General features: G+C 74.1%; 12 protein-coding genes. 3 read left to right on the top strand and 9 right to left on the bottom strand.

Going from position 1 to position 13066, the window contains the following annotated elements:
- Nucleotides 1-21: 21 nt before the first annotated feature.
- The 3 genes from FHX31_RS18895 to FHX31_RS18905 all read left to right on the top strand — a co-directional run bounded on the left by FHX31_RS18895 (nt 22) and on the right by FHX31_RS18905 (nt 1666).
- Nucleotides 22-660, top strand: a complete 639-nt coding sequence (locus FHX31_RS18895; protein ID WP_184976923.1) for a DNA-3-methyladenine glycosylase — start codon at nt 22-24, stop codon at nt 658-660.
- A 154-nt stretch (nt 661-814) separates the two neighbouring features.
- On the top strand, nt 815-1240 hold the full coding sequence (locus FHX31_RS18900; protein WP_013285554.1) for a hypothetical protein: 426 nt from the start codon (nt 815-817) through the stop codon (nt 1238-1240).
- 72 nt (nt 1241-1312) lie between these two features.
- On the top strand, nt 1313-1666 hold the full coding sequence (locus FHX31_RS18905; protein ID WP_013285553.1) for an MmcQ/YjbR family DNA-binding protein: 354 nt from the start codon (nt 1313-1315) through the stop codon (nt 1664-1666).
- A gap of 277 nt (nt 1667-1943) precedes the next feature.
- Here the strand turns inward: FHX31_RS18905 and argH are convergent, their stop codons facing one another.
- From argH to FHX31_RS18950, 9 genes are all read right to left on the bottom strand, one after another.
- Nucleotides 1944-3407 (bottom strand): argininosuccinate lyase, encoded by a 1464-nt coding sequence (gene argH / locus FHX31_RS18910; RefSeq protein WP_030271078.1) that lies wholly within the window; start codon nt 3405-3407, stop codon nt 1944-1946.
- A gap of 14 nt (nt 3408-3421) precedes the next feature.
- Nucleotides 3422-4627 carry an argininosuccinate synthase gene (locus FHX31_RS18915; RefSeq protein ID WP_030271077.1) on the bottom strand — a complete coding sequence of 402 codons (1206 nt, stop codon included), beginning with the start codon at nt 4625-4627 and terminating at the stop codon, nt 3422-3424.
- On the bottom strand, nt 4624-5136 hold the full coding sequence (locus FHX31_RS18920) for an arginine repressor (protein ID WP_030271075.1): 513 nt from the start codon (nt 5134-5136) through the stop codon (nt 4624-4626). Before FHX31_RS18920 ends, FHX31_RS18915 begins: the two co-directional genes overlap by 4 nt.
- Complete coding sequence (argF, locus tag FHX31_RS18925) at nt 5133-6059, bottom strand: ornithine carbamoyltransferase (RefSeq protein WP_030271073.1); 927 nt, start codon at nt 6057-6059, stop codon at nt 5133-5135. The genes FHX31_RS18920 and argF overlap by 4 nt, the downstream gene beginning before the upstream one ends.
- Complete coding sequence (locus FHX31_RS18930; protein ID WP_184976924.1) at nt 6056-7255, bottom strand: acetylornithine transaminase; 1200 nt, start codon at nt 7253-7255, stop codon at nt 6056-6058. The genes argF and FHX31_RS18930 overlap by 4 nt, the downstream gene beginning before the upstream one ends.
- On the bottom strand, nt 7252-8139 hold the full coding sequence (gene argB / locus FHX31_RS18935) for an acetylglutamate kinase (protein ID WP_013285547.1): 888 nt from the start codon (nt 8137-8139) through the stop codon (nt 7252-7254). The genes FHX31_RS18930 and argB overlap by 4 nt, the downstream gene beginning before the upstream one ends.
- Nucleotides 8136-9308 (bottom strand): bifunctional glutamate N-acetyltransferase/amino-acid acetyltransferase ArgJ, encoded by a 1173-nt coding sequence (gene argJ / locus FHX31_RS18940; protein ID WP_123109669.1) that lies wholly within the window; start codon nt 9306-9308, stop codon nt 8136-8138. Before argJ ends, argB begins: the two co-directional genes overlap by 4 nt.
- Nucleotides 9305-10306 carry an N-acetyl-gamma-glutamyl-phosphate reductase gene (gene argC, locus FHX31_RS18945; RefSeq protein WP_184976925.1) on the bottom strand — a complete coding sequence of 334 codons (1002 nt, stop codon included), beginning with the start codon at nt 10304-10306 and terminating at the stop codon, nt 9305-9307. Before argC ends, argJ begins: the two co-directional genes overlap by 4 nt.
- 172 nt (nt 10307-10478) lie before the next feature.
- A complete protein-coding gene (locus FHX31_RS18950) occupies nt 10479-13040 on the bottom strand; it encodes a phenylalanine--tRNA ligase subunit beta (RefSeq protein WP_184976926.1) in 2562 nt (853 codons plus the stop codon).
- Nucleotides 13041-13066 lie beyond the last annotated feature (26 nt).

Consider the following 13066-nt stretch of genomic DNA (forward strand, 5'->3'; position numbering starts at 1 on the left):
CCACCGACTACCCTTGCCGCGATGACGTACCCCTGGCTCGACGCACCCGCCGCGCAGGTCGCCGACACCGCGCGGACGCTGCTCGGCTGGACCGTGTCGTCCGGCGGCGTCACCGTCCGGCTCACCGAGGTCGAGGCGTACGCGGGCACCGGCGAGGACCCGGCGTCGCACGCCCACCGCGGGCCGACGCCGCGCAACAGGGTCATGTTCGGGCCCGCCGGGCACGTCTACGTGTACTTCGTGTTCGGCATGCACTGGTGCGCGAACATCGTCTGCGGTCGCGACGGCGAGGCGGCGGCGGTGCTGTTGCGCGCGGGCGAGGTGGTCGACGGCATCGAGACCGCTCGCGAGCGCCGGCCGCGCGCCGCCGACCGGGAGCTGGCCCGCGGGCCGGCCCGGCTGGTCACCGCGCTCGGGCTCGGGCGGGAGGCGAACGGCACCTCGGCGATCGACGGCAGCGGCCCGCTGCTGCTGACGCCACCGGCGAGCCCCGTCGACCCGGCGCGGATCGTCTCCGGGCCACGCGTCGGGGTCGCCGCCGCGCACGACCTGCCGTGGCGGTTCTGGCTGGCGGACGAGCCCAGCGTCAGCGTCTACCGGCGGCACACGCCGCGCCGCCGGCCCGCTCCGGCCGCCCCGGTGCGGAACTCACCGGCCTGAATCGGCCGTTCCGGGCAACCCGGAACACCCCGCGGCGCGTCTGTCGTGCATGACGCGCCGTCTTCTCACCACGCCCCGGAGGCACGGCGTTGTGCACGAATGACTTTCAACAGGGTGTTGACAACAGGTCATTCTTGGGTGTGGGATGGACGGCATGGTCACCGTGGACAACGACCCGTTCACCGCTCCGGATGCTGCCCAGGCCCGGGCGCACCGCAACTACGCGGCGCTGCTGCGGATCGCCGAGCGGCACGCCGGCACCAACTCCCGCCGCCGGCGCTACGCCCACCCGGACGTGCCCGACGCCTACGAGGCGGCCACGCTGGTGATGGCGCTGGCCGGGGGCGCCGAGCTGGACGAGGGTGAGGAGCCCGTCGACCAGGCCGACCTGATGGCCGCGCTGACGCTGATCCCGCACGTGCGGGCCGAGGTGGACGCGCTGGAGGCCGGCCTGTTGCAGGTGGCCCGCGGGCGGGGCATGACCTGGCAGGCGATCGCCTTCGGGCTGGGGCTGGGCAGCGCCCAGGCGGCCCGGCAGCGCTACGAGCGGCTCACCGTCCGCACCGGCACCGGCGACTGACCGGCCGCCCGGCAGCGCGGGCTGTCACAGCGGCGGGCGAGACTGTGCCGGACGACGGCACGGGAGGACGCGATGACGCGCGAGGAGATGCTGGCCTACTGCCTGGCCAAGCCGGGAGCCTGGCTCGACCGGCCGTGGGAGGGCGACGAGGTGGTGAAGGTGGGCAGCCGCATCTTCGCGTTCCTCGGCTCCCCCGACGGTGAGGCCCGTCTCGGGGTGAAGTGCGGGGCGTCCCGGGAGGTGGCCGACGAGTGGCTGCACCGGTTCCCGGCCGACGCACGCCCCTCCCCCTACATCGGCCGGTCGGGCTGGAACACGCTGCGGCTCTCCGGCGGCATCCCGGACGACGAGCTGATCGAGGCGGCCGACGGTTCGTACGACGCGGTGGTGGCCAAGCTCCCGAAACGCGAGCGCCCCACCGGCTGACCGGAGAACCGGACGGAGCACCGAACAGCGCTGGATCGGACGGTGCACCGAGCGGCGGAGTCCGAAGTCCGAGACCGCAGCCCGAGGTCCCGCAAGGCAGGATCCGCATTCCACAAGGCAGGACCGCTGTAGATCTTGGAAGCTTAGCGCCCCTATGGGGGCCATTTCGTACCAAGATCTCGGCGCGGGGCGCGCGGGGCGCCGCGTCGGGCGCCCGGCGTGGGGCGTGCGGCTGGTCCGGGACGGGGCGAGCCCTGCCCCGGACCAGCCGCGCAGGTCAGCGGGGTACGACCCGCTCGGCGGCCCACTCCCGCCAGCCGGTCAGCTTGTCCGCCGCGGCGGCGAGCTGGTCGGCGACCGGGCCGGGGCCGGTGGAGCCGGGCGTGATGCGGGCGGCGAGCGCCGAGCGCACCGAGAGCACGTCGCGCACCGAGGGGTCCAGGTGCTCGCTCACCGCGGCCAGGTCGGCGTCGGACACCTCGTCCAGCGCGCAGTCGCGGGCCGCGCACAGCGCCACCAGCTTGCCGGTGATCTCGTGCGCGTCGCGGAACGGCACGTTGCGCCGCACCAGCCAGTCGGCGACCTCGGTGGCCAGCGAGAAGCCCGACGGCGCGCTCGCGACCAGCCGGTCCACCCGGACCGTCATCGTGGAGATCATCCCGGCCAGCGCGGGCAGCAGCAGCTCCAGCGTGTCGACCGCGTCGAACGCCGGCTCCTTGTCCTCCTGCATGTCCCGGTCGTACGTCATGGGCAGGCCCTTGAGCATGGTGAGCACGCTCATCAGGCCGCCGACCAGGCGGCCGGACTTGCCCCGGGCCAGCTCGGCGATGTCCGCGTTCTTCTTCTGCGGCATGATCGACGAGCCGGTGGCGAAGGCGTCGTCCAGCTCGACCCAGCCGAACTCCTGCGAGGTCCAGAGCACCACCTCCTCGCCGAGGCGGGACAGGTGCACGCCGATCATCGCGGTGACGAACAGGAACTCGGCCACGAAGTCGCGGTCGGCGACCGCGTCCATCGAGTTGGCGAACGAGGTGCGGAAACCCAGCTCCTTCGCGACCGCCACCGGGTCCAGCGGCAGTCCCGAGCCGGCCAGCGCGCCCGCGCCGAGCGGGCTGATCGCGGTCCGCTCGTCCCAGTCGCGCATCCGTTCCAGGTCGCGCAGCAGCGGCTGCACGTGGGCCAGCAGCCAGTGCCCGAACGTCACCGGCTGGGCGTGCTGCAGGTGCGTCATGCCCGGCGCGGCGGTGTCCACGTGCCGTTCCGCCTGCTCGACGAGGGCCTCGGCCAGCTCGACCAGCCGGGCCGCCACGCCGCGGGCGTGGTCGCGCAGGTAGAGCCGCAGGTCGGTGGCGACCTGGTCGTTGCGGGACCGGCCGGCGCGCAGCTTGCCGCCGAGGCTGCCGAGCCGTTCCAGCAGGCCGCGTTCCAGCGCGGTGTGCACGTCCTCGTCGTCGACGGTCGGGCGGAACGCGCCGGAGGCGCAGGCCGCCTCCAGGTCGTCCAGCGCCGCCAGCATCCGGCCCAGTTCGTCCGGGTCGAGCAGGCCGGCGCCGGCGAGGACCCGGGCGTGCGCGCGGGAACCGGCGATGTCGTACGGGGCGAGGCGCCAGTCGAACTGGACGCTCACCGACAGCCGCGCGAGCGCCTCGGCGGGCCCGCCGGCGAACCGGCCGCCCCAGAGGCTCGTCCGGTTGGCGGGGGCGCTGTTCTCGGTCAGGCTCTTGTCGTCCACCCCACCCATTGTGGTGCCCCCCATCAGGCCCCTCCCATCCGGGCGTCCCGTTGCGCGGCCATCGTGCTGGGCAGTCCCCACAGTCGTACGAATCCCTTCGCCAGCGACTGGTCGAACGTGTCGCCGGTGTCGTAGGTGGCAAGGCCGAAGTCGTAGAGGCTCGCCTCGGAGCGCCGGCCGGTGACGACCGCCCGGCCGCCGTGCAGCCGCAGCCGTACCTCGCCGGTGACGTGCCGCTGCGCGTCGTGGATGAACGCGTCCAGCGACCGCTTCAGCGGCGAGAACCAGAGCCCGTCGTAGACCAGCTCACCCCAGCGCTGGTCGACGCCGCGCTTGAACCGGGCCAGGTCCCGCTCGACTGTGACCGCCTCCAGCTCCTGGTGGGCGGTGATCAGGGCGAGCGCGCCGGGCGCCTCGTACACCTCGCGGCTCTTGATGCCGACCAGCCGGTCCTCGACCATGTCGAGCCGGCCCACGCCGTGCGCCCCGGCCCGCCGGTTCAGCTCCCGGATCGCCTGGTACGGGGTGACCGTCTCGCCGTCGATCGCGACCGGGACGCCGTCGTCGAACGTGATCACCACGTCGTCCGGGTCGCGTTCCGACGCCGGGTCCTCGGTGTACGCGTAGAGGTCCTCGACCGGTGCGTTCCAGATGTCCTCCAGGAAGCCGGTCTCCACGGCCCGGCCCCACAGGTTCTGGTCGATCGAGTACGGCGACTTCGCCGACACGTCGATCGGCAGCCCCTTCTCCTCGGCGTACGCGATCGCCTTGTCCCGGGTCCAGGCGAAGTCCCGGGCCGGCGCGACGACCTTCAGGTCGGGCGCGAGGGCGGCCAGGCCGACCTCGAACCGGACCTGGTCGTTGCCCTTGCCGGTGCAGCCGTGCGACACGATCGTGCCGCCGTGGGCGCGCGCCGCCGCGACCAGGTGCTTGACGATCAGCGGCCGGGACAGCGCGGACACCAGCGGGTAGCGGTCCATGTAAAGGGCGTTGGCCCGGATCGCCGGCAGGCAGTAGTCGGCGGCGAACTCGTCGCGGGCGTCGACCACCTCGGACTCGACGGCGCCGCAGTCGAGCGCGCGCTGCCGGATCACTGTCATGTCCTCGCCGCCCTGGCCGACGTCGACAGCGACCGCGATCACCTCCGCGCCGGTCCGCTCGGCCAGGTACGGGATGGCGACCGAGGTGTCCAGGCCCCCGGAGTACGCGAGGACGACCCGCTCGGTCACGAGGTGCCCCCTTCGACTGGGTCGTCGCGGCGGGCCCACGCGGCGAGCCGCTCACCCAGCGCGGCGCCGCCGTCGGCCTCGCGGGCCACGACGAGGATGGTGTCGTCGCCGGCGATGGTGCCGACGATCTCGGACAGGCCGGCCCGGTCCAGTGCGCTGGCGAGGTACTGCGCCGCGCCCGGCGGGGTACGCAGCACCGCGATGTTGCCGCTGGAGTCGACGCCGTTGAGCAGCTCCCGCAGCAGCCGGACCAGCCGGGCCGGCGCGCCCTCGGCGTCGCGCAGCGGCCGGTGCCCGTCCTCCGGGATCAGGTAGACGCCCCGCCCGTCACCGCCGCGCGCGGTCACCGCCCCCAGCTCCTTCAGGTCGCGCGACAGGGTGGCCTGGGTGACCTGGATGCCGTCCCCGGCGAGCAGGTCGGCCAGCTCGGTCTGCGAGTGGATGGGGGTGTCGCGGATCAGCTCGACGATGCGGGCGTGCCGCGCGGCGCGGGTCAGCGGAGCGGTCATGCGGATTCCTCCAGGAGAAACGTCAGCAGCGCCTTCTGGGCGTGCAGCCGATTCTCCGCCTGGTCGAACACCGCGCTGTGCGGGCCGTCGAGCGCCTCGTCGGTGATCTCCTCGCCCCGGTGGGCGGGCAGGCAGTGCAACACGATCACGTCGGCGTCGGCGTGGCCGAGCAGCGCGGCGTTGACCTGGTACGGCAGGAACGGCGTGGTCCGGTCCAGTCCGTCCTCCTCCTGCCCCATCGACGTCCAGGTGTCGGTGGCGACGACGTGCGCGCCGCGTACCGCCTCGGCCGGGTCGGTGAGCACCTGGACCGAACCGCCCGTGGTGGCGGCGATCTTCTCGGCGCGGGCCACGATCTCCGGGTCGGGCTGGAACCCGGCCGGGCCGGCGATCCGCACGTGCATCCCGGCGGTCGCGCCGGCCAGCAGGTACGAGTGCGCCATGTTGTTCGCCGCGTCGCCCACGTACGTGAGGATCCGCCCGGCGGTCCCGCCGAACCGTTCCCGCACGGTGAGCAGATCGGCCAGCAGCTGGCAGGGGTGGTACGTGTCGGTCAGCGCGTTGACCACCGGCACCGTCGCGTGCGCGGCGACCTCGGCGATCCGGTCGTCGCCGTGGGTGCGCAGCACGATCGCGGCGACGTAGCGGGACAGCACCCGGCCCGCGTCGGCGAGCGTCTCGCCCCTGCCGAAGTGGGTGACCTGGGTGTCCACCACGAGCGGGTGCCCGCCCAGCTCGGCGATGCCCACGTCGAAGGAGATCCGGGTGCGCAGGCTCTGCTTGTCGAACAGCACCGCCACCGACTTCGGCCCGGTCAGGGGCTGGTGCGCGTACCGGTCGGCCTTCATGCGGGCGGCGAGGTCGAGCACGGCGGCCTGCTCGGCGGGCGTGAGGTCGTCGTCGCGCAGGAAGTGGCGGATCATGCGGGAGCCTCCGTCGGGGTCGTGGCGTCGGGCGCGGCGGCGGACAGCGCGGCCGGCAGCGCGGCGAGGAACGCGTCGGCCTGGGCCGCGGTGAGGATCAGCGGCGGGGCGAGCCGGACCACGTCCGGCTGCACCGGGTTGACCAGGAAGCCCGCCTCGCGCAGCGCTGCCGCGGCGGCGGCGGAGACCGGCTGGTCGAGCACGATGCCGAGCAGCAGGCCGGAGCCGCGTACCTCACGGACCAGCGGGTGCCCGAGCGCCTCGACGCCCCGGCGCAGCCGCTCGCCGATCCGCTTGACGTGGTCGAGCAGGCCCTCGTGCGCGATCGTGGAGACGACAGCGAGCGCGGCGGCGCAGCTGATCGGGTTGCCGCCGAACGTGGTGCCGTGCGAGCCGGGGGTGAGCAGGTCGGCGGCCCGGCCGAAGGCCAGGCAGGCGCCCAGCGGCAGCCCGCCGCCGAGGCCCTTGGCGAGCGTGACGACGTCCGGCTCGACGCCCTCGGCCTGGTGGGCGAACCAGTGGCCGGTCCGGCCGACGCCGGTCTGCACCTCGTCGAGCACCAGCAGCGCGCCGTGCGCGGCGGTGATCCGCCGGGCCGCGGCGAGGTAGCCGGGCGGCGGGACGATCACGCCGTTCTCGCCCTGGATCGGCTCGATGATCAGCATGGCGGTGTCGTCGGTGACCGCCTCGGCCAGCGCGTCGGCGTCGCCGAACGGCACGTGGGTCACGTCGCCGGGCAGCGGGCGGAACGGGTCGGCCTTCGCGGGCTGCCCTGTGAGCGCCAGCGCGCCCATGGTCCGGCCGTGGAACCCACCGTGGGTGGCGACCATGTGCCGGCGGCCGGTGAGCCGGGACAGCTTGAACGCGGCCTCGTTGGCCTCCGCGCCGGAGTTGGCGAAGAACACCCGGCCCGGGCGGCCGGCCAGCGCGAGCAGCAGTTCGGCCAGCGCCACCGGCGGCTCGGCGACGAACAGGTTCGACACGTGCCCGAGCGTCGCGACCTGCTTGCTGACGGCGGCGACCACCGCCGGGTGGGCGTGGCCGAGCGCGTTGACGGCGATGCCGCCGAGCAGGTCGACGTACTCCCGGCCGGTCTCGTCGACCACGACGGCGCCGGAGCCGGAGACGAGCGCCAGCGGCGGCGTGCCGTAGTTGTCCATCATGGTGGCGTTCCACCGCTGCACCAGCGTGCTCATGACTCGATCACCATCGTTCCGAAGCCCTCCGACGTGAACACTTCCAGCAGCGTGGAGTGGGCGACCCGGCCGTCGACGACGTGCGCGGCGGGTACTCCCCCGCGCACCGCCCGCAGGCAGGCCTCCATCTTCGGGACCATGCCCGACTCCAGGGACGGCAGCAGCTTCGCCAGGTCGTCCGCGGTGATCTCGCTGATCAGGCTGGACGTGTCGGGCCAATCGGCGTACAGGCCGGGCACGTCGGTCAGCACGACCAGCTTGCGGGCGTCCAGCGCCACCGCCAGCGCGGCGGCGGCGGTGTCCGCGTTGAGGTTGTGCAGCACCCCGTCGGCGTCCGGCGCGACTGTCGAGATGACCGGGATCCGGCCGGCCTCGATCAGGTCGGTGACCGCCGAGACGTTCACCGACTCCACGTCGCCGACCTGGCCCACGTCGACCGCTTCGCCGTCCACGTACGCGGGGCGGCGCACCGCCGTGAACAGCCCGGCGTCCTCACCGGAGAGGCCGACCGCGTACGGGCCGTGCGCGTTGATCAGCCCGACCAGTTCCCGGCCGACCTGACCGACCAGGACCATCCGGACCACGTCCATCGCCTCCGGGGTGGTGACCCGCAGGCCGCCCCGGAACTCGCTGGCGATGCCGAGGCGGCCGAGCATGGCGGAGATCTGCGGGCCGCCGCCGTGCACCACGACCGGCTTCAGGCCGGCGTAGCGCAGGAACACCATGTCGGCGGCGAACGCCCGCTGGAGTTCGGGGTCGACCATGGCGTTGCCGCCGTACTTGACCACGACCGTGGCGCCGGAGAAACGGGCCAGCCAGGGCAGCGCCTCGATCAGCGTGGCGGCCTTGGCCTGGGCCCGGGTGAGGTCAGCGGAGAGGTTCATGTGGAGTAGGCCGAGTTCTCGTGGACGTACGCGTGGGAAAGATCGTTGGTCCAGATGGTGGCGGCGTCGGCGCCGGCGTGCAGGTCGATCCGGACCGTGACGCCGCGGCCGGTGAGGTCCACCTTGGCGCGGTCCTCGGCGGCGGCGCCGCCCCGGCACACCCAGATGCCGTTGACCGCGACGTCCACGCCGTCCGGCTCGAACACGGCGGCCGTGGTGCCGACCGCGGCGAGGATCCGTCCCCAGTTCGGGTCGTTGCCGAACAGCGCGGTCTTCACCAGGTTGTTGCGGGCCACCGTGCGGCCCACCTCGACCGCGTCGTCCTCGCTCGCCGCGCCGACCACCTCGATCGCGACCTCCTTCGTCGCGCCCTCCGCGTCGGCCAGGAGCTGCTGGGCCAGGTCGTGGCAGGCCGCGGTGACCGCGGCCGTCAGCTCGGCCTCGGTCGGCTCGATGCCGGAGGCGCCGCTGGCCAGCAGCAGCACCGTGTCGTTGGTGGACATGCAGCCGTCGGAATCGATCCGGTCGAACGTGATCCGGGTGGCGGCGCGCAGCGCGGCGTCCAGGGCGTCCGGCCCGGCCACCGCGTCGGTGGTGAGCACGCAGAGCATGGTGGCCATGGCCGGGGCGAGCATGCCCGCGCCCTTCGCCATGCCGCCGACGGTCCAGCCCGTACCCTGCGCCACAGTCGTCTTGGGCCGGGTGTCGGTGGTCATGATCGCCTCGGCGGCCGCCGGGCCGCCGTCGCGGGACAGGCCGCGCACCGCCTCGCGTACGCCGGGAAGCAGTTTGTCCATCGGCAGCCGCTCGCCGATCAGGCCGGTCGAGCAGACCGCGACCTCGCCCGCGCCGACGATCAGCCGCGCGTTCGCCGCGGTGATCGCGGCGGCGGTGTGCTCGGCGGTGGCGTGGGTGTCCTGGAAGCCGGCCGGGCCGGTGCAGGCGTTCGCGCCGCCGGAGTTGAGCACCACGGCGCGCACGACGCCGCCGTGCACGACCTGCTGGCTCCACAGCACCGGCGCGGCCTTGACCCGGTTGGCGGTGAACACACCGGCCACACCGGCGTCCGGGCCGTCGTTGATCACGAGGGCGACGTCGGCGGCGCCGGAGGACTTCAGTCCGGCCGCGACACCTGCGGCGCGGAACCCACGGGGGACGGTGACGCTCACGGGGCCACTCCAAACACGGACAGACCGGTGGTCTCGGGGAGACCCACCATCAGATTGGCGTTCTGCACGGCCTGACCGGCCGCGCCCTTGCCCAGGTTGTCGATAGCGCTGACCACGATCACCCGGCCCGAGTCGACGTCCACAGTCGCCTGGAGGTGGCAGGAGTTCGAGCCGGCGGTGGCCGCGGTGTGCGGCCACGATCCCTCGGGCAGCACGTGCACGAACGGCGCGTCGGCGTAGGCGGCGGCCAGCACCGCGCGCGGGTCGGCGTCGCCGGTGGGCACCGCGGTGACGGTGGACAGGATGCCCCGGGGCATCGGCGCCAGCACCGGGGTGAAGGACAGGCCGGTCGCGCCGGTGGCCTGCTTGATCTCCGGCACGTGCTGGTGCGCGCCCACCTTGTAGGGGGTCAGATCGCCCATCACCTCGCTGCCGAGCAGGTGCGCCTTGGCGGCCCGGCCCGCGCCGGAGGTGCCGGAGGCGGCGACCACCACCACGTCGTCGGGGCGTACCGCGCCGGCGGCGACCAGCGGTGCCAGCGCCAGCGTGGTCGCCACCGCGTAGCAGCCGGTGCTGGCGACCCGCGTCGCGGCGGCGATCTCGGCCCGCTGTCCGGGCAGCTCGGGCAGCCCGTAGGTCCAGGCCCCGGCGTGCTCGCCGCCGTAGTAGCGGAACCAGGCGCCGGCGTCGCGCAGCCGGTGGTCCGCGCCCAGGTCGACCACCGTGACCGAGTCGGGCAGCGCCGCAGCGAGCGCTGCGGACTGCCCGTGCGGCAGGGCCAGGAAGACCAGGTCCGCGTCGGCGAGGGTCGCCGGTTCGGTGGCGGCGAACACGAGGTCGAGGCCCGCGAGATGCGGGTGTACGGCTGTGACGGGCTGGCCGGCCTGGCTGTGCGCGGTGGCGGCGATCAGCTCGAACTCGGGGTGACCGGCGAGCAGGCGCAGCAGTTCGCCCCCGGCGTATCCACTCGCCCCGGCCACGGCAACCCGAATGCCCATACCCACCTCCGCATGACTATGCAGAGAAGAGTACCGGGCGGGGCAGCGCCACCGCAAGGTCATACGGCGCGTTGCATAGCCATGAGATGACGTTCACCAGCGGCTCGCGTGAGCCGGCGTGTTAAAAGGGGCCCCCTCCTCTACCGGAGGCGTTAAGAGGGGGCCCCTCCTTTCATGCGCCGCGCAGGGTGGCGCCGAAGCGCTCGGCGGCTACCGCTACCGCCGCGTCGCGCGCGGCCACCGCCTCCTCGCCCGCGAGGGTCCGGTCCGGGGCGCGGAACGTCAGCTTGTACGCCAGCGACTTGCGTCCCTCGCCGAGCTGCTCGGAGGTGTAGACGTCGAACAGGCGGACGTCCTCCAGCAGCGCGCCCGCGCCCTCGACCAGTGCCGCCCGCACGTCGGCCGCCGGCACCGCGTCGTCCACCACCAGCGCCACGTCGATCAGGGCCGGCGGGAACGTGGAGATGGTCGGCCCGGCCGCCAGCGGGGCGGCGGGCAGCGCGTCCAGGTCCAGTTCCATGGCGCTGGTACGCCGGGGCAGCTCCAGCGCGGCCAGCACGGCCGGGTGCAGCTCACCGGCGTGGCCGACGACCACGTCGTCCACCACCAGTTCGGCGCAGCGGCCCGGGTGCCAGGGCGCCCGCTCGCCGGCCCGTACCGTCACCCGGTCGGCGGGGATCCCGGCGGCGTCGAGCACCGCCCGGCCCGCCTCGACGGCGTCCGCCCAGCCGGCCGTGCGGCCCGCGCCCCACCAGCCGGCCGGTTCGATCTCGCCGGTGAGCGCCACCGCGACGTGCCGGGGCTGGGCGGGAACGACCGCGTCGGCGGCGGCGAACTCCTCGTCGGTGGGCCGCCGGTCCACGCCCATCGCGGGCGGGGTGCCGGCACCGGGACGCGGGTGGAAGACCGTGCCGATCTCGTAGATCGCCACGTCCCGCTGGCCCCGGCCGACGTTGCGCTTGACGATGCCGAGCAGCGGGCCGAGCAGCGTGGTGCGCAGCAGCGGCTCCTCCTCCGACAGCGGGTTCGCCAGCCGTACCGCGGGGCGGCGCGGGTCGTCGGCGGGCAGGCCGAGCTGGTCGACCAGTTCCGGCGCGACGAACGGCTGCGCCAGCACCTCGACGTAGCCGCGCTCGGCGAGCGAGCGGGCGACGGCCCGGCGGCGCTGCTGCTGCCAGGTCAGGCCCCGGCCGGGCGGCGCGGTGGGCAGCACCGACGGCACGCGGTCGTAGCCGTCGAGGCGTACCACCTCCTCCACCAGGTCGGCCGGGTCGGTCAGGTCGGGCCGCCAGCTCGGCGGCGTGACGGTCAGCACCTCACCGGCACCGGCGCCCGGGCCGACCCCGGCCGTGCCGACGGCGCCCGGGTCCTCGGCGAGCCGGTCGGTGCCGCGGGTGACGGTGCAGCCGACCTGCTCCAGCAGCTCCACCACCCGGTCCGGCGAATAGGTCACGCCGACGCGCCGCGACGGCAGGTCCACCGGCAGCGTGACAGGCGTACGCGGCGCGACGTGGTCGATGTCGAGCACCTCTTCGCCAGCCGTACCACCGGCGAGGTCGGTGAGCAGCCGGACCGCCTTCTCCAGCGCGACCAGTGGCAGCGCCGGGTCCACGCCCCGCTCCCAGCGCTTCGCGGCCTCGCTGAACAGCTTGTGCCGCCGCGCGGTACGGCCGACGGTGGCCGGATCCCAGTGCGCCGCCTCGAACAGCACGTTCGTGGTGGAGGCGAGCACCTCGCTGGTCTCGCCGCCCATCACCGCGGCGAGCGAGATCGGACCGCTCTCGTCGCAGATGACCAGGTCCTCGGCGGACAGCGTGCGGTTCACCCCGTCCAGCGTGGTCAGCTTCTCCCCCGCCTCGGCGCGGCGCACCACGAGCGTCCCGGCGATCCGGTCCGCGTCGAAGGCGTGCATCGGCTGGCCGAGTTCGAGCATCAGGTAGTTGGTGATGTCGACGGCGAGCGAGATGCTGCGCACCCCGGCCACCGTGAGCCGCTGCCGCATCCAGCCGGGCGTCTCGACCGTCGGGTCGACGCCGCGCACCATCCGCGCCGCGAACCGGTCGCAGCCGACCGGGTCACGGACCTCGACCGGGTACGCCGGCTCGGCGGTCGCGCCGGGCGCGGGCGCGTCGGCCGGGTCGCGGAACGGCACGCCGAGCGCGTGCGACAGCTCCCGGGCGATGCCGCGCACGCTCAGCGCGTACCCGCGGTCCGGGGTGATCTCCATCTCGACCACGACGTCGTCCAGGCCGACGACGGGCCGGGCGTCGTCGCCGGACTGGGCCTTGACGTCCTCGGGCAGCACGACGATGCCCGAGTGGTCGTCGCCGAGCCCCAGCTCCTGCGCCGAGCAGATCATGCCGTGGGAGTTGCGCCCGTACGTCTTGCGCGCGCCGATCGCGAACCCGCCGGGCAGCACGCCGCCGGGGAGGATCACCACGACCTTGTCGCCCACGGCGAAGTTGCGCGCCCCGCAGACGATCTCCTGCGGCTCACCGGTGCCGTTCGCGGCGCCGACGTCGACCCGGCAGAAGCGGATCGGCTTCTTGAAGCCGGTCAGCTCCTCGATCTCCAGGACCTCGCCGACGACCAGCGGGCCGGTGACCGACTCGCGCAGGTCCACCACGGACTCGACCTCGATGCCGAGGTCGACCAGCGCCTGCTCCAGGTCGCCGGTGGGCAGGTCGGCCGGCAGGTCCACGTACTCCCGCAGCCAACTGACAGAGACTCGCATGACTGTTAAACCACCGTTCCCGTAGC

The sequence above is a fragment of the Micromonospora sp. CNZ286 genome (genome assembly GCF_014207755.1).

Coding starts and splice junctions, on each gene's coding strand:
- argH (WP_030271078.1), bottom strand. CDS start 3,407: ATGGGTGGGGTGGACGACAAGAGCCTGACCGAGAACAGCGCCCCCGCC.
- argC (WP_184976925.1), bottom strand. CDS start 10,306: ATGGGCATTCGGGTTGCCGTGGCCGGGGCGAGTGGATACGCCGGGGGC.
- FHX31_RS18895 (WP_184976923.1), top strand. CDS start 22: ATGACGTACCCCTGGCTCGACGCACCCGCCGCGCAGGTCGCCGACACC.
- FHX31_RS18905 (WP_013285553.1), top strand. CDS start 1,313: ATGACGCGCGAGGAGATGCTGGCCTACTGCCTGGCCAAGCCGGGAGCC.
- FHX31_RS18930 (WP_184976924.1), bottom strand. CDS start 7,255: ATGAGCACGCTGGTGCAGCGGTGGAACGCCACCATGATGGACAACTAC.
- argF (WP_030271073.1), bottom strand. CDS start 6,059: ATGATCCGCCACTTCCTGCGCGACGACGACCTCACGCCCGCCGAGCAG.
- FHX31_RS18950 (WP_184976926.1), bottom strand. CDS start 13,040: ATGCGAGTCTCTGTCAGTTGGCTGCGGGAGTACGTGGACCTGCCGGCC.
- FHX31_RS18900 (WP_013285554.1), top strand. CDS start 815: ATGGTCACCGTGGACAACGACCCGTTCACCGCTCCGGATGCTGCCCAG.
- argB (WP_013285547.1), bottom strand. CDS start 8,139: ATGAACCTCTCCGCTGACCTCACCCGGGCCCAGGCCAAGGCCGCCACG.
- FHX31_RS18920 (WP_030271075.1), bottom strand. CDS start 5,136: ATGACCGCTCCGCTGACCCGCGCCGCGCGGCACGCCCGCATCGTCGAG.